11 protein-coding genes are annotated in these 24,875 nt (G+C 35.3%); all 11 read left to right on the top strand.

Annotated elements, in window-relative coordinates; translation table 11 throughout:
- The first annotated feature begins 98 nt into the window (after positions 1–98).
- The 11 genes from yknW (at position 99) to I7822_RS20600 (ending at position 24,795) form a co-directional block, all read left to right on the top strand.
- Entirely contained in the window at positions 99–776 is a 678-nt protein-coding gene (gene yknW, locus I7822_RS20650; protein WP_207980961.1) for a YknW family membrane protein, read from the top strand.
- 548 nt (positions 777–1,324) lie between these two features.
- Positions 1,325–4,522, top strand: coding sequence for a glycoside hydrolase (locus I7822_RS20645; protein WP_207980960.1), 3,198 nt, complete (start codon positions 1,325–1,327; stop codon positions 4,520–4,522).
- A gap of 865 nt (positions 4,523–5,387) precedes the next feature.
- Complete coding sequence (locus I7822_RS20640; RefSeq protein ID WP_207980959.1) at positions 5,388–9,908, top strand: family 43 glycosylhydrolase; 4,521 nt, start codon at positions 5,388–5,390, stop codon at positions 9,906–9,908.
- A 386-nt stretch (positions 9,909–10,294) separates the two neighbouring features.
- Positions 10,295–14,104 carry a family 43 glycosylhydrolase gene (locus I7822_RS20635; protein WP_207980958.1) on the top strand — a complete coding sequence of 1,270 codons (3,810 nt, stop codon included), beginning with the start codon at positions 10,295–10,297 and terminating at the stop codon, positions 14,102–14,104.
- Between the two features lie 376 nt (positions 14,105–14,480).
- Complete coding sequence (locus I7822_RS20630; RefSeq protein ID WP_207980957.1) at positions 14,481–16,028, top strand: response regulator transcription factor; 1,548 nt, start codon at positions 14,481–14,483, stop codon at positions 16,026–16,028.
- Between the two features lie 25 nt (positions 16,029–16,053).
- A complete protein-coding gene (locus tag I7822_RS20625; protein WP_207980956.1) occupies positions 16,054–17,796 on the top strand; it encodes a sensor histidine kinase in 1,743 nt (580 codons plus the stop codon).
- A 336-nt stretch (positions 17,797–18,132) separates the two neighbouring features.
- Positions 18,133–19,791: an extracellular solute-binding protein gene (locus tag I7822_RS20620; protein WP_243459588.1), complete on the top strand. Its 1,659-nt coding sequence runs from the start codon at positions 18,133–18,135 to the stop codon at positions 19,789–19,791.
- A gap of 130 nt (positions 19,792–19,921) precedes the next feature.
- Positions 19,922–20,896 carry an ABC transporter permease gene (locus tag I7822_RS20615; protein ID WP_207980955.1) on the top strand — a complete coding sequence of 325 codons (975 nt, stop codon included), beginning with the start codon at positions 19,922–19,924 and terminating at the stop codon, positions 20,894–20,896.
- Positions 20,897–20,908: 12 nt separating this feature from the next.
- A complete protein-coding gene (locus I7822_RS20610) occupies positions 20,909–21,823 on the top strand; it encodes a carbohydrate ABC transporter permease (RefSeq protein ID WP_207980954.1) in 915 nt (304 codons plus the stop codon).
- Positions 21,824–21,901: 78 nt separating this feature from the next.
- On the top strand, positions 21,902–23,461 hold the full coding sequence (locus tag I7822_RS20605; RefSeq protein ID WP_207980953.1) for a glycoside hydrolase family 43 protein: 1,560 nt from the start codon (positions 21,902–21,904) through the stop codon (positions 23,459–23,461).
- A 179-nt stretch (positions 23,462–23,640) separates the two neighbouring features.
- Positions 23,641–24,795 carry an endo-1,4-beta-xylanase gene (locus I7822_RS20600; RefSeq protein ID WP_207980952.1) on the top strand — a complete coding sequence of 385 codons (1,155 nt, stop codon included), beginning with the start codon at positions 23,641–23,643 and terminating at the stop codon, positions 24,793–24,795.
- The last annotated feature ends 80 nt before the right edge of the window (positions 24,796–24,875 follow it).

Genomic DNA, 24,875 nt, shown 5'->3' with positions numbered 1-24,875 from the left:
AAGTATTTACTAAAATGCCTCGCGGTTAAAGATCATTGATTAACCCGAGGCATCTTTAAAATTATGTCTAGCTCTATTAATAAATTGGAGGAACTGGTATGGCGGAGAAAAAATCTCAATTAAAAAAGCCAGCACTTATTGGAATGATCTTAAATCCTAATGAACAGTTTAAACGAATTCAAATCAATCCAATAATTTGGTACCCATTAATTATCCTCTCTTTGATTTCAATGGCTGTAACAATTCTTGTAGCAATAAATATTGACTATATTCCTAGTTTCGGTATGACTGAGAAAGACATAGAAGCAGCCAAAATGGTAGGAACGATTGTTGGAGCATTAGGTACCTTAATCGGTCTTCCAGTTGGTTATGTTTTATATGCTGTCATTTTATGGGGGATTGCAAAAAAGGCGAAATCAACTGTCACATTTAAACAAATGTTCTCATTAATCATTTTTATAAGTTTTATTCGTGTGATAGGACAAAGTATTAACCAAATGATTATTGTAGCCATCAATGGAGATCAAGACCATTTACTAACAAGTTTAAATTATTTTGTTGGAGCAAATGGTGTATTAGGCGAGATATTAGGAGTAATAGAATTGTTTAGTATTTGGTATTATATTCTACTCTCAATAGGTCTTATAAAAATAGCTAAACTATCTAATAGAATGTCTATTTCAATTTCTATCATTTTCTTTTGTTTACTCCTGATTTTTGCCTCAGTACAGGGGGCTATAGAAGAGTATCATGTTGAACACATTATAGGAGAGTAAAAGTTAAGTTATATAGTGTTGACGGAAAGCTTAATAATAGAATCAGAAGCTTCAGTATCAGTGGCCCATCCAGAAGTTAGATTTTAATTTTCATATGTTTTATGAGCAGTTAGTAAACTGCTGTAAAAATTTGTGTTCTAAGAAGTTAAAACTGCTATAAAAACACAGAACAAAATATTGTATAGTTAAAAATGACACCGGTTTCATTTTTTCTTGGCTAGAAACAATAATACTTGATTGGATGTATTTAGTGGTAAGTCATGAACTATTCAGGACGTTGATCGTTCCGAGTATTCCTTTTTTAAAACGATATGGAGGAACATTATGCTAACAACTTACGCTTACAGGTTTAGCAACACATTTTCATTTTAACCCTTCCTATCTATCAAGTGACATAATCAAAAACTTCAAAATTAAATCGAGAGCGTTTCCTTTAAGGGGGTGGTTGATTTATTAATAGTTTGAGGTAATTGAGAAATAAAAACTTGTATGTATGTATTTGTTGGAAATCATGAAAAGTTAATAGAATAGAAAGGAGACATAATTTTATGTTGCAAGAAATGTTTATTAAAAGATTACTAGTTAATTGTTTGATCTTAGTCCTTGTAGTAGGAAGTATCTTACCTGCCCTACCTAATATGACTAATGCAGAAGAGGGGGAGAATGAATTGATTACTGATCCAGAGCAAATAAAACTAGATCCTAGTTATCAACATGAACCATTTGATGGTTGGGGGACAGCTCTTGTATGGTTCGCGAATGTTACAGGTGGCTGGCCTGATGAATTAAGAAATGAGCTTGCAGATGATCTCTTTGGTAAGGAAGGACTGAATTTTAATATTGCCCGCTATAATATTGGTGGTGGTGATTCTCCTGAGACAGAGCCTTATATGCGTAAAGGTGGAGCAGTTCCTGGATATTGGAATCGTCCTGCCGAATATAGCCCACCAGAAGGTAACACAGATGAATGGACAGAGCAGGAAAACTGGTGGAATCCGGAAAATCCTGAGCATTGGAACTGGGAAGCTGATGCTAACCAACGCTGGTGGGTTAGTGCTGCAAAAGCCAGGGGAGCTGATACCTTCGAAGCATTTTCAAACTCACCGCCATATTTTATGACTCAAAGTGGTTATGTATCAGGTAACTGGAATTCATGGGATGACAATATTAAACCAGATCAATTTGAAAATTTTGCTTCATACTTAACAACAGTAGTTGAGCATTTACAAAAGGACATGGATGTTGCATTTAAAACTCTTTCACCTGTAAATGAGCCAAATACTGGCTATTGGAGAGCAAAAGGCAGACAGGAAGGATCAAACTGGTCTCCAGCTTCACAAGCTAAAATTATTAATGAAGTAAAAAAGCAATTGGATAAAAAAGGTCTTAGTACAGTTGTATCAGGAATGGACGAAACGAATCCACAAAAATTCAGACAAAATTGGGAGCAATATGATAGCACAACGAGAAATAACATTGGACAGTTAAACGTACATACTTACGGTCCTACACAGCAGATTGGTGCAAGAGATATTGCAAAGTCAGCAGGAAAAAAACTGTGGATGTCTGAGGTTGATCTTAGTTCTGGTGCACAAAATCATGAAGATATAAAACCAGGTCTTGCATTATCACAGCGAATTACGACTGATATTCAGCAATTGGAATCAGAAGCATGGGTGCTTTGGCAGTCAATTGAAGACGAAGTGAATATGAGCCCAGAACATGAAAATGGCAACTGGGGACTTATCCAAGTTGATTTTGATCCAGCTAATTTTGAAAACGTAAAAATCTATAAAAATAAAAAGTACTATGCAATGGGGAATTACAGTAAGTTTATTCGACCAGGATACCAAGTCATTAATTCAAATAGCAGCGATACATTAGCCGCAATTAATAAAGATGACAATTCAGTTGTTGTTGTTTATACAAATACAACCACAGAAGAGAAAGCAATCAACTTTGATTTGTCTGGGTTCGATACTGTAGAAGCGAATGCAAAAGCAACCCCTTATGTGACATCTAATACAGAAAATTTAGCCCAAAAGTCAGATGTAATGATCTCAGGTAAGGAGCTTTCAGCAGTTGTTCAGCCACAATCTATTACGACATTTGTTGTAACAGGTGTATCAGGTGTGAATAAGGATAACTCGTTTTTGAATAATAACGAAACATACAAATTCATTAATAAAAATAGCGGGAAAGTGCTTGATATAGGACAAGATGGAAAATCCATTGTTCAAAAAACAAATATTCGTGATGAGGATAAACAAAACTTTAGTATCCAAAAAATAACAGATGGAAATAGTACAAAAGAAATCTATAGAATTGTCAACATTGATAGTGGAAGTGTACTTAGTGATGATAATGGTTCCATTACTCTCCAAGACTATGAAAATAAATCAAATCAAAAATGGATGCTATCAACCTATGGGAATGGAGAATACACATTTATAAATCTTCATAGCCGAAACCTAATAGAAGTTGGCGGGGAATCAAAGCAAGAGGGAGCTAAAGTTGGCCTTTGGAAACCAACAACAGGTAACCACCAGATTTGGAAACTAGTAAAAGCCGGAATTACCAAAGTAGAGCCAGTTGATGTCGTCGTTACGAAGAAAAAGACTGCACCAGAATTACCTGATGAGGTAACGACAATTTACGGTGATGGTGAAAAGGTACAGAAAAAAGTAGTTTGGGATACAATCAATCCTGAATTATATGCAAATGAAAATATCTTTAAAGTTGAAGGCACTGTTGAGGGAACAACAATTAAAGCAGTAGCGACAATAACAGTAAGTAAAATTGAAAGTATTCAACCAATAAAAATAAAAACAACTCCAGGTAAAGCACCAATTTTACCTAGTAAAGTAACAGCTAAATTAAAAAGTGGTACATTCGGAAAAGTACCTGTTGAATGGAATGAAATTGATCAAAATGAGTATGCAGATTTTGGCAAGTTTTCAGTGAAAGGATCAATATTAAAAAGTCCTGTTAAAGCAATTGCCAATATCCAAGTTACACAACCTGCTCTAGAAAATTTAGCTGTAAAGCCTTCTAGTTCAGAAAATGAGTACCCAAAAGTGAGCGCTTCTTATACTGGCCAATGGGATAGCACGAGTCATGTCAATGATGGAATTATCTCTAGTGCAAGATGGACGAACTGGGATCCAAATAGCTGGAGAGAAGAAGATTGGGTTGCTATTGAATTCGACAAAGCGGAAACAGTCTCACAAGTGAAATTTCACTTCTATGATGACAATGGTGGCACAAGACCTGCAGCCTCTTTACGACTTGAATACTTGGATGGAACAGAGTGGAAAGAAATCGAAGGTACACAAACAGATGTTCAGAACAAGGAGCTAACAATTGACTTTACCCAAATTGAAACAAAACATATTCGTGCTGTAATGAAGGCCATGGAAGGTGCTTGTATAGCTATTTCAGAAATGGAAGTATTAGGAATTGGTGAAAACCAAATTCCAGGACAAGGTAGTGATGCGACATTAGAATCTATTATCATTAATGGGAAGCAAGTTAAAGGATTTGATAAGTATACCTTTAATTATGATGTTGAAATAAAGAAGAACCAGCAAGAAATCCCGACTATTGAGGTAGTTACAAATGATTTATTTGCGAACTATCAAATTGAAACACCATCTTCGTTAGATGGTGAGGCTATTATTACCGTTAAGTCAGAAGATGGGAAGAATAATGCAAAATATACAGTTAAATTTAGTGAGAAAAATTAAAGAAATTAGAAATAACTTCTTAAAATGAAATAATGGGGGTTCATCAATAGATGGACCTTTAACGACTTTTTGATGACAAATAAATTTAATTTCTCTATTATTTCAAAAATGAAGAAGCAGCTTTAATATCAGTCACATTTCCTTAAAAAGGGGGTTCGAATGTTCTCATTCTTACCTCTTTTTGGACTTTGTAGCGAATTTGATGCAATTATATTAGATAGTAAACTTCAACACTTACCTTTCTGGTTCTTAATGCTTTTTTAAGAAGCCCATTCAGTTTCCAGGAATTTTATCCCCACTTCCCATTTTAGTTACAAAAAAAATTGCAATGCATCAAAAAATTTTGAAGTTTTTGAACACTTAAGTGAAAAAATTCAAAATGAATTTACATTATTTTCGAAAGTTACTCCATTAACCTCAGTTATGTAAACGCTTTATAATTAGAGAGTATCAATTTCATGAGGGAACAGTTTATTAAAGATACAGTAATTCCTTGTGATTTTACTTCCCAGTAAAAACAACCACGAAAAAATACTAAATACTACCTTTTTAGTTTCATTTACTTCTTTAGAACTCTTCTCTATCCATCTAATAAATACAGCCTTTCCCATTTAAGAATTAGATTAATTCCTAAAAAATTTGTTTAATTGAATTCTAATTATTCTTATAGAAATACATCCAGTTCTTAAAATACAAATCGATACTTGAAAGGGGGTGGACGATAAAAGTGTAAAACTTTTTAAACGTTAGTTCCTAATGTGCTGGAGGTGATTCCTAAAAAAGTAAGGTTTTTAAATAAGTAATAGAATGATTTCTAAAGCCTATTAAGTTCGTTAAGCGTTATTAGCCAAGGAGGTAAAGTGCTATGAAGGGTAAAAAGTGGTTATCACTATTTATGACAATAGTAATAATAATTTCACTTCTCCCAATACCAGTGATTCAAGCAGAGGAGATTGTTAATGTGGAAGACAGCTTAATTGCACATTATGATATGTCAATAGCTAATGGTAAGTTAACAGATGTGACGAACAGTGGATTTGATGCAGAATATGTTGGATTTACTGAAGGAGACTTCTTAGAAGAAGAAAACGATAAAATCTTAAACTTCACTGGTGATAAGTCTAAATATGTAAAATTACCTTTGGGGCTTATTGATGATGAGACATTTACTATTGAAACAACATTTAGCACAAGCACAAGTGCTGCACATTGGCTTTACAGTATTGGTAATAAGACAGGTGTTTGGCCTAATGTGAAAAATTATATCTTTTTAAATCCAAAGCAAGGAAATGGTACTGTTAGATTTGGGATTAAGAACTCAGATAAAGAGCTATTATTTCAAAATGCAACGATTCGTTCAGGAGAAAAAAATACCTTCACAACGACTTTTAAAGAAGGGGAAATATCTCTTTATCTTAATGGGGAACCAGTTGGAACTCTACCACATACTTATTCAGTAATGGACATTTTAAAAGAAGGTGTTGACCCTGCAGCAAATTCTATTGGATTTATTGGGAAATCACTATTTGAACCTGATGCTGCCTTTAGTGGAAAATTAGCTGATTTTAAAGTATATAACTATACATTATCGCCAGATGAGGTCAAACAAAATGCAACATTAACTGATGTGGAAATTGTTGAATTAGCAAAAGCTAACTTGATAATCCCAAATGCAGATGACATCCGCGGCAATCTTACGTTACCTACAAGTTCTGATAAAGGAGCATCAATCACGTGGGAAACCGACAGACCCGATGTAGTAAGTGTAAATGAAAAAGAAAATGAAAATTATGATGATATTCCCGCTGGTGTTGTAACAAGACAGGACTCTGATACACAAGTAAAATTAACAGCAACTATTAAATCTGGTGAAGTAAGTGATACAAAGCAAATTCTACTTACTGTTAAGGCGAAAACAGAAAAAAAGAATTTCACTAATTATTTAATGACTCATTTTACAGGTGAACACGATATCGGGGAACAGATTTATTTTGCTAGTAGTACAGATGGATTAAACTGGAAAGATTTAAACGAAAGTAATCCAGTATTAACATCTGATATTGGTGAAAAAGGTGTGCGTGATCCCTATATTCTACGTTCTCAAGAAGGGGATAAATTCTATCTCATCGCAACAGACTTACGTATTGCGAATGGAAAAGGTTGGGGTGCAGCGCAAACTGCTGGAAGTAAATCTCTTATTATTTGGGAATCTACTGATTTAGTAAACTGGTCTGAACCTAGGATGGTTGAAGTAGCCCCACCTAATGCAGGAGATGCATGGGCACCTGAAGCTTTTTATGATGAAAAAACAGGCGAATATGTTGTATTTTGGGCTTCTACGATCAGTAATGAACAAGGAGTATTTGCACCACATAATATTTATTATGCAAAGACTAGAGATTTCTATACGTTTACTGAACCAAAAGTATTTATTGACCGTCCAGGTGATACTCATATTATTGATACAACAATCATTAAAGAAAATGATATGTATTACCGTTACTCGGGTGATGGACAAATTACGATCGAAAAAAGCGATCAAATACTTGGTACGTGGTCAAAGCTGGGAACGATTGAAGATTCAACAGGATTAACAGGGCATGATGTAGAAGGTCCGTTAATATTTAAATTTAATGATAGAGAAGAATGGAATTTAATGGTCGATCAGTATGCAACAGGAAAAGGTTATCTTCCGTTACTAACGAGCGATCTCTCAAGTGGACAATTTACTAAATTAACAACTTCAGACTATTCCTTAGGATCTAACAAAAAAAGACATGGTTCTGTCTTACCTATAACACAAGAAGAGTACGAAGCTGTCATGGCTAAATGGAACAAAGTGATCGAGGCACCAGACGAAGAAGAACAAAAAGAGCCAATCCTTGAGTACAATTTTGAAGAAACAACAACTGGCAACACGATTCAAGATGATTCAGGCAACAACTATAATGGTAAATTAAATGGCAATGCAACTTACGTGACAGATGAAGAAAAGGACTCAAAGGTATTATCTCTTGACGGTACGACTAATACATTTGTTGCCTTTCCAACTGGTTTCTTTGATGGAAGAGATACAGTATCCATTTCCATGGATATTAAGGCGGAAACAGTAGCTGGAAACTTCTTTACCTTTTCAGTAGGTAAGAATGACCAAAAATATATGTTCTTAAGAACACGTGATAGTGAAATAAGAAATGCCATTACGGTAAACAGTTGGTCTAGCGAGCAGGAGGTTAAAACGAAGACATCTTCCATTAAGAGCAAGTGGATGAATATCAAACTTGTCATGACACCTACTAGTATGAAGATGTATAAGGATGGTATTCTTGTAGCTGAAAATAACAATGTTACAGTGGCAATGAAAGACTTAGGAGCAGATTTATCAGCATACTTAGGAAAATCCTTCTATTCAGGAGATCAATACTTTAAAGGATCTTTCGACAATGTAAAGGTTTATAATCGTGCTCTCTCAGAAGCTGAGATCCTTGAAATGACCATTGAACCTACTGGTATTGGTAACTTCCAAGTTCCTGGTCAAAAAGGTCAAGCTGAAATTGATAAGAAAGCTAACACAATTGCTGTTCCTATTAAAGAGGGGCAAGATATAGATATAACAAAATTAACACCGACGATTACTCTTTTACCTGGTTCTACAGTGAGTCCAGCATCAGGTGAAACACAAGATTTTACAAACCCTGTTACATATACAGTGACAGACAAAGATGGAAACAAGCAGGAATGGACTGTGAAATTGAAGATGTATCCATCAGGTACATTGTCAGGACTTTATGCAGATCCACAAATCGCTGTTTTTGGTGATACGTATTATATTTATCCTACAACAGATGGATTTGATGGCTGGTCAGGCTCACAATTTAAAGCGTTTTCTTCAAAGGATTTAATCAATTGGAAGGATGAAGGTGTCATTTTAGATCTTGCAACAGATGATGTGACTTGGGCAGATAATCGTGCCTGGGCGCCTACGATTACTGAAAAAGACGGAATGTATTACTACTATTTTTCAGCAGACGCCAACATCGGTGTAGCAACATCCACAACTCCAACAGGACCGTTTAAAGATGCTCTCGATAAACCATTAGTGCCAAGTGGAATATATCCAGGCCAAGCCATTGACCCCTATGCATTTAAAGATGATGATGGACAGTATTACTTTTATTGGGGGAATGGAAATTTATTTGGTGCGAAGCTAAACGATGATATGGTTTCATTTGCCCAGGATCCAGTGAATATGACACCTGCGAACTTTAGAGAGGCTCCTGTTGTTTTTAAGCGGGACGGTATTTATTACTTAATGTGGTCAGAGGATGATACTGGTAGTGAGAACTATCAGGTTGCATATGCAACAGGATCATCTCCAATGGGGCCTTGGACGAAGAAAGGTGTCATTCTTAGTAAAGATTTAAGCCTTGGAATCAAAGGACCTGGTCATCACTCTGTATTAAACATACCGAATACAGATGATTATTATATTGTTTATGCACGACATGCCATTCCTGATGGTAACGGTTTTAACCGTGAAGTTGTCATTGATAAGATGGAATTTAACGCAGATGGTACGATCAAACAAGTTAAACCAACATTAAACGGTATAACTGAACCTGTTTATATAGAAAAAGGAGATACAGAAAGTCCAGTAGGTCACTTTACGATTAATTCTGGCGCGGAGTATACAAATAAGTCAGCTGTTACCTTATTACTTGAAGCAACGGATGACAGTAGTGGAGTTGATCAAGTTCGCTATTCAACTGACGCAAAAGAATGGACAGAATGGGAAGCGTATACAACATCAAAAGAACTTACGTTACCATCTGGTGATGGTGAGAAGACAGTATATGTTGAATTTAAAGATCAAGCTGGAAATGTCAGTGAAACATACCAACAAAAGATCATATTAGATACGGCTGCTCCTGTAATCGAATTTAAGGGAAATCAAGATTCTTATACAATCGATTCGTCAATTAAGATTTCTTGCAATATAGTCGATGAGTTGTCAGGAGTAGCCTCTAAAGAATGTCCAAGTGTTGAAGGACCAGCATACAGCTTTGAGGTAGGTGTAAATAAGGTCACTGCTTCTGCAACTGATAAAGCTGGTAATAAAACAGAAGTAGAAATCCAGTTTATAGTAACAGTTGACTTTAATAGTTTAAGTCGATTAACAGAAGCTTTTGTAACAAAACAAGGAGTTGCAGATTCACTAACGAAAAAGCTTCAATCGGCAAAAGCATCTGCAGCCAAAGAAAATAAAGAGGCATTGGCTGGTCAACTAAATGCTTATAAAAATCAACTCAATGCTCAAATCGGGAAGTCCATTACCGAACAAGATAGTAATCTATTAGTATCTTTCGCTGATCTACTAAAAAAATAATATATTTATAGGTTAGATTCAATAGGTACAAATATGAAAACAGAAGGAGGCACATATTTGATATAGATGAAATGTGCTTTCTTTTATTATCTGTTTTTTATTGAAAATGTACCTTTTTGTAAAATGAAAAGGCTGTTATTTAGAGATTGTTGTTTTTACAACAAAAACTATTTCAGGTTGATTGGAGCGGAAGTAGGAGACTCCTGCGGGAGTAGCGGGACAGGTGAGATCCCACAGGCACTATGCGCCGATGAGGCTCACCGCCCGCCCCGCGGAAAGCGAGCATCTGGAGCGGAAATCAACCACGTTAGCAACAAAGTTTGTAAACAGCCAATATTAAAGAAGTATGTAATAAAGGTATATTACTTTGGGGAGGTAAAAATAGAGTGATTTTCAAAAATATTAAACTATTAGTCTTAGCTTCGATACTACTGCTTAGTAGTTTGTTTTCTCATCAGGTTATTTTAGCAGTAGAAGAATCAACAATAGGTAATGACGAACACCTTTTAGCACACTACCCTTTAATTGAAGATATTAAAGATGTTTCAGGTAACGAAAAACATGGAGAAGCTGTTGGGAATATCACCTTTACAGATGGTTTAACTCTACCAGGTGGAACGAATAGCAATACAAATTACGTTAAGTTACCAGATGGATTGTTTGATAATCAAGATAGCTTAACTATTTCTACGTGGCTGAAAAGTAATACAGGTAGTGGAAATTATTCTGCATTGTTTTTCGGAACACCGGCAAATGCAAGTGGAGTTCCTGGGAATTATTGGTTGTTCAATCCAACCAATCCAAGTGGCAACTTTAAATCGGTATTTACCAACTCTTTAAACAGCAGTGCCCCTTGGAGTACGGAAGTTGGGGTTACATCCACAAATACAACAGCTAACAATGGGAAGTGGACCCACTATACAACAGTGATCACACCTACCTCTGTGACAGGATACATCAATGGGAAGAAGATTGGCACTGTAAATAAAACGAGAACAACAAGAGATTTTGGTACTAGATTAAATGCTTATATAGGGCGATCCAATTATTTAAATGACCATACGTTTGCAGGTTCATTCCAAGATCTACGTATCTATGGTGAAGCATTAGATGATACGAATATAGGTAACGTATATGAGGAGTCTGTTAGCCAGTTATCACTACAACAAGACAAAGAAAATCTTACTTTGGGTGATACTTCCGCAGTTGTAGGCAATTTGACTTTACCTGCCACGGGAAGTAATGGTTCTTCCATCTCATGGCAGTCTAGTAATGAAAGTATCATTTCAAATACTGGTGTCATAACATTAAGTGATGAAGAACAAACAGCAAAATTAACAGCAACACTTGAAATAAATGGTTACAAAGCCACAAAAGAATTTACTATAACTCTTGTTTCTTTAGCCAATGTTACTGAAACGATTGGAAATAAGTTATACATTCCATATGTACTTACAGAGGATGATGAGTTGCCTACTACTAGTGGCGTAGCATCTATTTCCTGGGAAAGCAGTGATAGGTCGGTTATTGACAAGAACGGGACCATTCATTCACCTTCAGAAGGCATGAAGGAAGTCTCATTAACTGCAACGATTTCTTATAAAGACCAACAAACAAAAAAAGAATTCCAAGTAAAAGTGATTGAATCATCTGCAACTTATATTCTAAGCTATCATCGTGCTGGTGGCAGTGTTGTCACAGATGCTATGCACATGGGTTATAGTGAAGATGGAGAGAACTATACTGCTCTAAATAATAATACGGGTGTATTATTTGCAAATGCTGATTTTAATGCTGGGAGTGCAAAAGAAGGTTTAACAAAAAAATTAGTGAATCCCTACACTTTTAGAATGAAAGACGGAACTTTTGGTGTAATTGCTACTAGATCCACCAAGGGTGGTTCTCAAAGCGAAGCTGAAAAGTCATCTATTTTATTATTTAAATCAGAGGATTTAATTTCATATGAAGAAGTAGGTTTAGTATCACTAAACACAAATGAAACAGTCGTTAAGCCTATTGCTGAATATGACTCTTCTTCAGATGTGTATCGTATTGAATGGAAAACTTCAAATGGAAAGAGCTACTTTAATACAACACAAGATTTTATGACTGTTAGTGAGCCAAAAGAAGGAGCTAAAATTCGAATAAATGAAGTAAATACAAATATTGCTCATTCATTTCCTAGTAATCGCATTGTAGTTACAAAGGCTGAAGCTAAAGTAATTACGAAAAAACTAGCAAAGGTAACCAATACGAGTGTTTCAAACATTGAGGTTTATGTGGAAAACAATCAAGAATTTACTTTTGATGATCTCAAAAATATGAAAGTTACTGCTTCTTATAGTGATGGATCAACTGCAGAAAAGTTTGTGAATTGGAATGAGGAGCAGTTTAATCAAATTGATTTTAGCGGGTCGGGTACTTATTCAGTCAGCGGAACAGTCAAACAAACAAATTATCCAAAAGAGATGATAAAAGGGTATGCAGATCCCAATGTCATTAAGTATAACGGTAAATACTATTTGATAGCTACTAGTGAAAGCGGCTTTAATTATTTAGATGTTCGGGAAGCAGACACAATATTAGGCTTAAAAGATGCACCAGTTAATAGAATATTCAACCGTAATCCATCAGGAGAATTATCTGGTTCCCTATGGGCGCCAGAATTCCATATAATTAATGGTGATTTATATGTATTCTTTGCTGGTGGCAGTCCGCATTGGTATACCGTTCAATCTTATGTAATGAAGTTAAAGGATGGTGGAAATCCAATTTCACCATCAGACTGGGAAGCACCAAAAAGGGTACTTAAAAAAGATGGTGAATTCCTTTCCACATCAGGTCTTACTTATGATATGACCTATTTCGAACATAAGAATGAACATTATGTCATTTATAATTATGGAGGTCCAGCGGGAACTCCGGATGAAATTTCTACTCTATTAATTGCGAAAATAAATCCTGAGGAACCATGGAAGTTAACGACCGATCCTGTTGTTATAAACAAACCTAATTTTGGATGGGAGCGTCTAACAACAGAGGTTGTAGAAGGATCATTTATCCTAAAACATGGAGATAAGGTATTTCTCACATATTCAGCTTCAGGAGTAGATACTACCTATTCTATAGGTATGTTAACAGCAAATGAAGATAGTGATTTATTAAACCCTGCATCCTGGACGAAAAATAGTTATCCGCTTTTAAACTCAGAATCTGTACCTGGAGAATATGGACCAGGGCATAATTCATATACACTTGATGAGGATGGAAATTTGGTTAACATTTATCACACGATGCCTGCTGGGGGCGGTCAACGAAATGTATCTGCAAGAATAGTCCATTGGGCAGCTGATGGTACACCTGTTCTAGATATGATACCTGAAAGAGAGATTCTTCCTAAAAATAGAACGGTGACTGCTACCATAATTGTAGGGGAACCAGAACAAAAAGATACAGAAAGTCCAGTAGGTCACTTTTCCCTTAATGCTGGTGCCGAATACACAAATGAAAGAACTGTCACCTTATCTCTTGAAGCAACGGATGATAGCAGTGGAGTGCATCAAGTGCGCTATTCAACTGACGGAAAAGAGTGGACGGAATGGGAAGCATACGCAACATCAAAAGAATTGAAGTTACCTTCTGAAGATGGAGAGAAGATCGTATTTGTTGAATTTAAAGATCAAGCTGGAAATATCAGTGAAACATACCAAGAAAAGATTATTCTTGATACAACAGCTCCTGTCATCCAATTGACCGGTCATCAAGATTCTTATTTGATAGATTCGTCAATTACGATTACTTGCAAGATCATGGATGAGCTGTCAGGAATAGGTTCTAAAGAATGCCCAAATGTGGAAGGACCGGCCTATAAGTTTGAGGTAGGAGTCAATAAATTTACTGCTTCAGCAACCGACAAAGCTGGTAATACAACAGAAGTCGAATTCCAATTTACAGTAACGGCCGATTTTGATAGTTTAAGTCGATTAACAGAAGCCTTTGTGACAAAACAAGGTGTGGTAGATTCACTGATGAAAAAGCTGCAAGCAGCAAAAGCATCAGCAGCCAAAGGAAATACTAAGGCGTTGAATGGTCAGCTAAATGCTTACAAACATCAACTCCATGCTCAAAGCGGGAAAGCTATTTCTGAACAAGATAGTAATCTATTAAGATCTTTTGCGGATCTTTTAAATAAATAATCGTAATCGGTTAGATAAAAGATGAAAAAAAGGAAGGAAGCACATATTCGTAATAGTTGAAATGTGCTTTCCTTCGTTATCTTTCCTGTTTACACAATAAAAACAATCATATAAAAAAATATTCCAAGCGGATATGAACTTGATTTAACAACAGGTGAAGGATTTTTCCTGTCGTGATTTTCTCAATTTAGTTCACCCGAAGAGTTTGTAAATATAGAATATTTAATATATAGTTAGTTTATAGAATAAACAAACTTAATCAATGAGACCTCTATGTGACTCTAGTAGGGCTAAAATGGTAACGAGAAAAAATGAAAGCGCTATAATGCGGGGTACTGATTGATCTAGTGCCTTTTTGAATGGAGGAATGATTACGGTGGCTTTCAAAGTATTCTTAGTAGATGATGATCGATATGTTCGTAAAGGATTGATGAATCTTATTGATTGGGAAGGCTGTGGTTTTGAAGTTTGTGCAGAAGCAGATAATGGGGAAGATGCTTTGGAGTATATTCAGAAGTTTCATCCAGATTTAGTCATTACAGACATTAAGATGCCTGTCTTAGATGGTCTGGAATTAATAAAACATACAGTTGAACTTAAAAAGACAAACCCAAATTTCATTATTATTAGTGGGTATAGTGATTTTAACTATGCCCAAAGAGCTGTTAAGTATGGTGTACACGACTTTATCTTAAAACCAGTAGATAAAGAGGAAATTGAAGAGACACTTAGAAAGGTAGCAGATAAGTATACGAAAGAATTACAGTTAAACAGAAACAGAGAAAATATAGTTGCAGAGACTGCGTTCAATGATTTATTAACAATTGAACTTGAAGAAGATCTCCGCCTTGATTGTGTGAAAAAACTGAATATTGATCAAACAATTGGATTTGCCTATATCATCATAGAGATAAATAATGTGGCTGTAAATACGATAAAGATTCGTGAAATTATTAGTAGAACCATTCATGGTGAGGCTGTAAATTCTACTACTTTGTTTCGTGAACACGGAAGTAACCGAATAGGCCTACTAGTCAATAATGAAGAAATTCAACCATTTAGCGGGGGGATTTTTCATTTTTCAGAAATAGTAAAGGCTCAGCTAACGATACATTTACAAACAGATGTCACCATCTACGTCGGAAGGATTGTAGATGATGCAATTGATATTAAGGAATCATATGAAACGGCAATAAAAGCTCTGCAATTTAAGTATGTGGAAGCATCCGAAAAACCGATCGTATATGGTAAAACAAAAAATAGGTCTGTTAATTACATTGAGCTTGATCAAACACAATACCAATCGTTAATGGAACATATCGAAGAAAATCTAATCTCTGAGATTAGAAAAGACGTTGTCATGATGTTTGAACAGTTTCAAGAGGAGGCTTTCGCAAAAGATGCAGTAAGGACATCTATAAATCGGGTTGTTCATGAAGTTGTGAAAACCTTACAGTCGATGGATGGAGATGAAAAAAATTTAACTACACTACAGAGCATGTTAAATTGGGACAACCAGCCTAGTACTTTGGTTGAGATTAAGAACATGTTTCTAGACTTTTTATTAGAGGCAGCAGGACTGTTAAACCGACTGAACAAGGAGTGTGGTTCAGGAAACATACGAAGGATCAAAAAATATGTTGATACACACTATAAAAATGATCTTACATTGAAGCATATAGCGAATACATTTTATATGAACCCAGTTTACATGGGGCAGTTATTTAAAAAAACATATGGCATGTATTTTAAAGAATATATTCTACAAGTCCGAATAAATGAAGCGAAAAAACAATTAAGGCAGACCGATTTGCGTATCTATCAGGTAGCAGAAAGTGTGGGCTTTTCAAATCCTGATTACTTTGTCACTCAATTTGAGAAAACGACTGGTATGACCCCAACTCAATATCGAAAAAAACTATAAAGGAAGATTTTGAGATGGAGATAAAATGAATCTATTCAATTTTAATAATATAGGATTAAGAAATAAGCTATTAATCATTTATATTGTTTCAGTTTTCATTCCAATTACATTAACGCATATTGCATTTTATGAAATTACTTCCAACAATGTAAGAGCACAAAAGATGAATGATATATCCCTTTCCTTAAAACAAATATCGAATGATTTCCGAACAGCGATAGATGATGCAGTCGAAATTTCATCTAAGTTATATACGGAATATGAGTTGTACAATTTTTTAGAAACCAAGTATGAATCAAGCATCGATTTTATCCATGCTTATTATAATTATTACAGTAGAATTTATAAAGAAGTGCCACTTTTTTCGACTGTTCGTTCTCTAAATTTATACACAAATAATGATACGGTTATTTATGCAGGGGGTGTCAATAAAATTGATACCATTGTTAAAGAGTCTCATTGGTATAAGGATTCAGAGTCAATAAGAAGCTCATATCCAGTTTTGACTCGTAGAATTGGAGAATCAGGAAAACTAGATACATTTAGTTTAATAAGGGAAATGGACTATTTCACCACGAAAGATTCAACACAGAAAATATTAGAATTACAATTTGATTTTGGAATAATGGACCGTATTTTTCATAATGTGACGTTTCCGGGTGATATTTATTTGTTAGATGAGAAAGAAACAATTGAATATTCAACAAATCCAAAGGTAAATTGGTCAGAAGGAAATATTCAGTATGATTCTATTACATTTTCAAAGGATATGTTAGTTTTTGAAGTACCCTTTAATGTTCCTTATTTAAATAATTGGAAGGTAGTGGGTGTTGCTCAAGAGAAGGTATTACTTGAAGAGGTTCAGGGTTCTCGAAATTTTATTCTCTATTTCGCTCTTATCAATTTAGTCTTTCCATCTCTTTTTATTGTTTATATTACAAGCTCTCTTCATGTACGTATATTACGTATTTTAAAGCATATGAGGAAAGTTGAAGATCAAAACTTTGAACTGATCAAGGGTGTGAACTACCAGGATGAAATTGGTGAGCTTACACAAGCATTTAATAGGATGGCATCTAAAATTAAGAGGCTCATCAATGAAGTATATAAAGCAGATATTCAAAAAAAGGATTTAGAATTGCAACGTAAACAAGCACAATTAAGTGCCTTACAAAGTCAGATTAACCCACATTTCCTATTTAATGTATTGGAAACCATTCGGATGAGAAGTATTTTAAAGAAAGAAGAAGAAACGGCAAAAATCATTCAAAATATGGCGAAAATGCTTAGGAAATCATTCATTTGGGGAAAAGATTGGGTCAGTGTAGACGAAGAAATTTATTTAATAAAATGCTTTTTAGAAATACAGCATTATCGATTTGATGATAAAATGCAATACCATATTGACGTTGATCCAGAAGCTAAGAAGTGCATTATTCCGAATATGTCTCTTATTCCATTTGTAGAAAATGCAAGTATACATGGAATTGAACCGATAAAAGGAAACGGAATGATCAACATATCGATAAAACGTGATGGTGATACTTTAATATGTCAGATAACAGATAATGGGCAGGGGATGGAAAAAGAGGAATTTGAACAGTTAATGCGATCAATAGAACAGGTTGAAAACATTGGAGAACATGTGGGAATAAAAAATGTTTACTATCGTTTAAAGCTGCATTATTCAAATCATTTTGATTTTAAAGTGAAAAGTGTTGAGGGAGAAGGAACGACTGTTAGAATCGTTTTACCATTTCAAAAATAGCCCTATTAAGTAGATAATAAATAAACTTTGCTGCCAATACATGTCGATCGTATGATCGATGTGTGTTGGTTTCGTTTTTTTTGGTAGCAAATCATGATAGATTAAGTGCTCAACAAGTTGCTTTTTCTTTATATCCACCCAATAATCTATATCTTTTACATGTATTTTTGATTCTGGTGTTTTCGTTTTTCCATAAGGTACTAAAGTTTACAAAGTAAAAACTATACTTTGTATGGTCACTAAAGATAAGCCTGAAAGTTATAATGAAAGTGCTTACAATATTGTGGTATCAGTGTTGCTTAGCTATTACTTAACTTTAACAAAGGGGGAGTTAAATTGTTAAAAAGGAAATCTACAATTCTAGCTTTTGCACTAATGGTCATGTTGCTCGTCACTTCAGCATGTACGAATGCAGAAAAGAGTGGAAAAGAAAGTAACTCTAATGAAAACGGGGAAGTATTTACTTACACATTCTTTAATGCATCTTCTACAGGAAAAGATGTCAATACGGGTGATACCAAAATTGGAAAAATGTTCGAAGAGGCAACAGGTGTTAACTTTGATATTGAGCATATTGTAGGGGACAGTAACCAGAAGATCGGGACAATGATCGCTAGTGGTGAATATCCGGAATTGCTTAATGCACAAAATGCCACAGCCGATGTGGTTGATGCAGGTGGATTTGTACCACTGAATGATCTTATAGAAGAGCATGCTCCAAATTTAAGAAAATTGTATGACCCAATTTGGGAAAAAATGAAACTAGAGGATGGAAACATTTATATTCTACCATCTGGTGTATCTAATGGATATATAAAGCCACCAAATATAGGACAGAGTGCATTTTTTATAAAACGTGAAGCACTAAAAGAGCAAGGTTATCCACATCCTAAAACGATAGATGAATATTTCGATATTATTGAAAAATATGCAGAAGCCCACCCAACGACAAACGGTGCAAAAACGATTCCATATACATTATTACAATATGATTGGCATGTAGGACAACTATTTGATCCTCCAGCATTTCTATCAGGTGAACAGGAAGGAATCATTGTTGATAATGAAACACTAGATGTATCCATTTACCATAATAAGGATATTACAAAGAAATGGTTAGGAAAATTAAATGAAATAAACGAAAAGGGCCTACTTGATAAGGAATCTTTTACACAAAACTATGATGAGTATTTAGCTAAAATATCCTCAGGACGTGTTGTAGGATGGTTTGGACCTCGATGGGAGTCTGGTACAGCGTTAGATACTCTTGAACAAGATGATGATCCGTATAATGATTTTATGGGATTCCCTATTGTATTTGAGGAAGGAATCAAAGACCAATACTTGAATCCGGAATCGTTTGTAACCTCTCCAGGGATGGGATTAACAACAGGTACTCCTGAAGAAGATCAAATTAGAATTATTAAATTTTTAGATCATATGGCTAAAATTGATTCCCAAAAATTAATTACTTGGGGTATAGAGGGAGAAACATATAATGTAAATGAAGAAGGGCGTTTTGTTCGAACACAAGAACAAATTGATTTAGCTAATAAAGAAGAGTTTAGAGATGAATTTGGGTTTTCTGCACTTGGTTGGTACTGGCCAATTATGAGTGGTACATTTGATGACGGTAACTCTGTTGATCCAAATGTACAGCCTGAAGTTGCCCAGCTTGCTTATGATGAAGTGGATAAAGAGTTCTTAGAAGCATATAACATTGAAACGTTTACTGATTTATTCACTGAGCCAGAACCAGCACCATGGTTTCCTTTCTGGGATGCAACGATCGAGACAGGATCTGAGGCACAGTTATATGATCAACAGTCTCGTGATTTAATCAAACGTTCATATCCAGATATTATACTTTCGAATCCATCAGATTTTGATTCCGAGTGGAACAAATTTAAGAAAGATTTTGAAAAGCTTCCATATAAAGCCTATGAAGAAGTAATGGAGGAATCAGTTAAAAAAGAATCCTCACTTATGAAGTAGTAAAGAACTTAATAAGAAGGCTGAATGAGTTATAAAAGGAAGTTCAGCCTTCTTTCTATTTACGTTAATTTTGCGACGAATGGAATGAATTTTTAGAGCTTACTTATTAAATAGGATAGGAGGGACAAAAATGCAAGCACAAACAAAAGAAAAAGCACTTTCATCTCCAACAGTGCTACCAAATGAGGCGAAGGGAGTGAAAGCGTTCCTAAAAAAATGTCGTAGCCAAAAAGCATTATTATTGATGACAATGCCTTTTGTGATTTGGGTCTTTATCTTTAAATATTTCCCTGTTTGGGGATGGACAATGGCATTTCAGGATTTTAAGCCGGCTCGTCCTTTTTCAGAACAAGAATGGGTAGGTTTTAAACATTTCACCTTTTTATTCACAGATGCTCGTTTCTTAGGAGTTCTGAGAAATACTTTGGCTCAAAGTATCATTAATTTAGTTTTAGGATTTGTAACCGCGATTGGTTTAGCTCTATTAATCAATGAATTAAAAAATCTTAAATTTAAAAGAGTCGTTCAAACGATTAGCTATTTGCCACACTTTCTTTCTTGGGTTGTAGCAGCTGCACTTGTTTCATCTGTATTGTCTATTGATGGAGTCATTAATGAAATATTGATGGGGCTTCATATTATTGACGAGGAAATTCTTTGGCTTGGAATCGGAGAGTATTTCTGGGGGATTTTAGGTGCTTCAGAAGTTTGGAAAAATGTAGGGTGGAATACCATTATTTATTTAGCGGCCATTTCGATGATTGATCAAGAACAATATGAAGCAGCCAAAATTGATGGAGCATCTCGTTTACAAAGAATTCGCTATATTACACTTCCTGGAATGAAGCAAGTAATTGTGATCCTTTTAATTATGAATATTGGGTACATTATTGAGGCTGGGTTTGAACCGCAATATTTATTAGGGAATGGACAGAACGTAGAGTTCTCAGAAAATATAGATGTATTTGTCATCAACTATGGTATTTCTATGTTTAATTTCTCATTGGCCACGGCAGCAGGAGTGTTTAAAACTGTTATTAGCCTAATATTCTTGATTGCGGCAAATTCATTCTCGAAAAAAATGGGCCAAGGCGGTTTATATTAGGAGGGGTATAGAATGTTAAGAGGTAAAAAAAGCAAGAGCTTGATGAGAACGAGAGAAGATGTAGTTTTTGATACTTGTACCATTATTTTTATGATTTTACTTAGTGTCATCATGCTATACCCTTTTCTAAACCAAGTAGCCCTTTCTTTTAATGCTGCAACAGATTCTGTAAAAGGTGGAATCCATTTATGGCCAAGAGAATTTACTTGGAGAAACTACGAATATGTATTTACTCAAGCATCAATCATTCAAGCAATTTTTGTATCGGTAGCAAGAACAGTTGTTGGTACAGGAATTGGACTATTATGTACTGCAATGGTGGCATATGCGATTGCTCAAGAAAAATTTGTTCTTAAAAAGTCGGTAACAATTATTTTTATTATGACTATGTATTTTAATGGCGGGTTAATTCCAACCTTCCTTTTAATGAGAGATTTACAGTTAATCGGAACATTTTGGGTTTATATCATTCCGGGATTAATAAGTGCATTCAATCTTATAATCATGCGTTCATTTATAGAAGGCCTTCCAAAAAGTCTTTTTGAACAAGCGCGGATTGACGGGGCTGGGGACTTTAGGGTTTTCTTTCAAATTGTGTTGCCTCTGTCCTTACCGGTATTAGCAACCGTAGCACTATTTGTTGCTGTAGGACAATGGAACCAATGGTTTGACGTGTTTTTGTATAACTCAAGCAATGAGAATTTAACGACATTGCAATACGAGTTAATGAAAATTCTTCAGAATACTGCAACTTCAAATGGTGATTGGAATACCGCCCAAGCAAATGGTGAACATGCTGTCCAAGCTGTTACACCTAAGTCGATTCAGGCTACTATGACCATCGTTGCGAGTCTTCCAATTATTTGTGTGTACCCGTTTCTACAAAAATACTTTGTTAAGGGTATGACTTTAGGTGCAGTTAAATAATTCACTCTTTTCTATAAAAGATTCATGTATGCGAGAAGAATTAAATCCTAAAAAAAGATTGAGAGGAAATTCAAAACAATGAGTGAAAATGTAAATTCAAAATTATTTACTAAGCAGGATCAAAGCACTTTTGAAAATCCGATAATATGGTCAGATGTACCAGATCCTGATGTTATTAGAGTAGGTGATACGTATTACATGACTAGTACAACTATGCACATGAACCCTGGGGTACCAATCATGAAATCAAGCAATCTTTTGCATTGGGAAATCGTTCATTATGTTTATGACATTCTTGCTGAAAATGACGAACAGATGCTAAGTAACGGTAAGAATGAGTATGGGAAAGGTTCATGGGCAAGCTGTCTTCGTTATCATCAGGACATTTTTTACGTAGTGGTGGGCTCTTTAGCTACTGGAAAAACATATATCTTTCAAACGGCAAATATTGAAAAGGGTCCTTGGGAACGCTTTACTCTAAATGAGTATTATCATGACATGTCTCTACTATTTGATGATGATGGACGGGTGTATTTGACTTATGGCAATGGTGATATAAAAGTTATTGAGCTTACTGAAGATGCAACAGCAATTAAAGGGGGTGGACTAAACAAAGTAATTATTCTAAATGCTAGTCTAGTTGCAAGTGCAAAGAAGGACATTGGTCTTCTCGCTGAAGGCTCACACATCCAAAAAATGAATGGCTACTATTATGTATTCACGATAACATGGCCAAAGAATGGTAACCGGGTTCATCTCGTGCACCGTGCAAATCGAATCGATGGTGAATATGAAGGAAGAATTGCTGTGGCAGATCCTAAAGGTATTGCACAGGGAGGAATTATTGATACGGTTAACGGTGCTTGGTACAGCATGTTGTTTTGCGATAACGAATCCGTTGGTCGTACTCCGTGTCTTATTCAAGTTACATGGGAAGACGGGTGGCCAGTTTTTGGCGAGCAAGGTAAGCTTCCGAAACGTATGCCTCTTCCAATGACTGATAAACCGTCCAGTAGTCTCATTGTGAATTCCGATGAATTTCATTCCGACACTGGTACTGTTGGATTAGTTTGGCAATGGAATCATAATCCGGACAATGAACATTGGTCATTGATCGAACGACCTGGTTATTTAAGGCTGAGAAACGGAAAGATTTGTACAAACTTGGAGGATGCTAGAAATACGCTCACTCAAAGAACATTCGGACCAGAATGCTCGGGTCATACGGCAATGGAAGTCACAAACATGAAGGATGGAGATATTTCAGGTTTTGCTGCATTTCAGAAAAATTACGGGTTTGTTGGTGTAAAAATGTCCGGCGATTCTAAATCCATTGTTATGGTAAATGGAAGCTTGGGCTCAGCAGAGATTATTGAATCTATTCCTATTAACCAGGAAAGAGTTTATTTTAAGATTGATTTTGATTTCAGGAATCAGATTGACAAGGCATTTTTCTATTATAGTCTTGATCATGTTAATTGGAATCTAATAGGGAATAACCTACAAATGCGCTATAAATTAGACCATTTCATGGGCTATCGTTTTGCTTTATTTAACTATGCAACAAAAACAACTGGTGGATTCGTAGATTTTGATTATTTCAGGATAGAAGATACTATTTTTAGAGAAGGAAATTAAAATGGAATTTTGAAAAATATCAATATTAACTATTGAAAACTTTGTTTATTGCATGAGTAAACGAAGTAGGGATATTATTTCAATCTCAAGTTAAGGACTACATGGATAATTAATCAAATAAGCCCATTTTTATTTAATTTAATGTTAAAAATCTTTAAAAAATGTAAAGGAGTCAGGACATGAAAAAAATTTTACGAAAACAAATTTTCTCTGGATTAGCAATAGCCTTATTATTACCTCTAGGTACAAATAGTGTATCTGCTTTAGATAAACCATTAGATGCTTTAAATGTAGATCCAATTGATGAAAGATATGAAGATTCTTTCACAATCGGTGCTGCCGTCGAGCCTTATCAATTAGAAGGAAAGACCGCCAAAATACTAAAGCACCATTATAATAGCATCGTTGCAGAGAATGTTATGAAGCCTATTAATATACAGCCAGAAGAAGGCAAATTTAACTTTGAAGAGGCTGATAAAATCGTGAAGTTTGCTAAAGAGAATGATATGGACTTACGTTTTCATACTCTTGTCTGGCATAGCCAAGTACCACAATGGTTTTTCCTTGATAAGGAAGGAAATCCAATGGTAGATGAGACAGACCCAAAAAAACGCGAGAAAAATAAAAGGCTTTTATTAAAGCGCTTAGAAACCCATGTAAAAACAATCGTTAAACGGTATAAAGATGATGTAGACTCATGGGATGTTGTGAACGAAGTAATCGATGATTCCCCACAGAATGAAAAAGGTTTACGTGAATCACCATGGTACCAAGTTACTGGCACTGACTATATTAAGGTTGCATTTGAAACAGCTAGAAAATACGCCGGAAAAGACGCAAAGCTTTATATCAATGATTACAATACAGAAGTAGAGCCGAAGAGAACTTACTTATATAATCTAGTGAAAGATTTACTGGAGCAGGGGGTTCCGATCGATGGTGTTGGGCATCAGTCTCATATTCAAATTGGCTGGCCGTCTATTCAAGAGATTGAAGATTCGATTAATTTGTTTGCCAGTCTTGGATTAGATAATCAAATTACTGAGCTTGATGTTAGTCTTTATGGTTGGCCGCCAAGACCTGCTTATGAGACTTATGAAACCATTCCAGAAGAGAAGCTCCAAGCACAGGCTGAACGTTATGATGCTTTATTTGCTTTATATGAGAAATTAGATAATAAGATTAGTAATGTCACATTCTGGGGCATTGCTGATAACCATACATGGTTAGACGGTCGTGCACAGCAGTACAATAACGGAGTCGGTAAAGATGCTCCATTTGTTTTTGATCCAGATTACAAAGTTAAACCTGCATATTGGTCAATTATGGATTAACCATTCGCAGGTTGCCTTTTCTAGATGAAAGGGCAACCTCTTTTTCTAGATAAGAAGAAAGTCAAAATAGCCTTATATAA

The organism is Metabacillus bambusae (assembly GCF_017497975.1).
Classification (GTDB): Bacteria; Bacillota; Bacilli; order Bacillales; family Bacillaceae; genus Metabacillus; species Metabacillus bambusae.
Note: the sequence above shows the minus strand (reverse complement) of the source record. Positions and strands in the feature narration are given on the sequence as shown.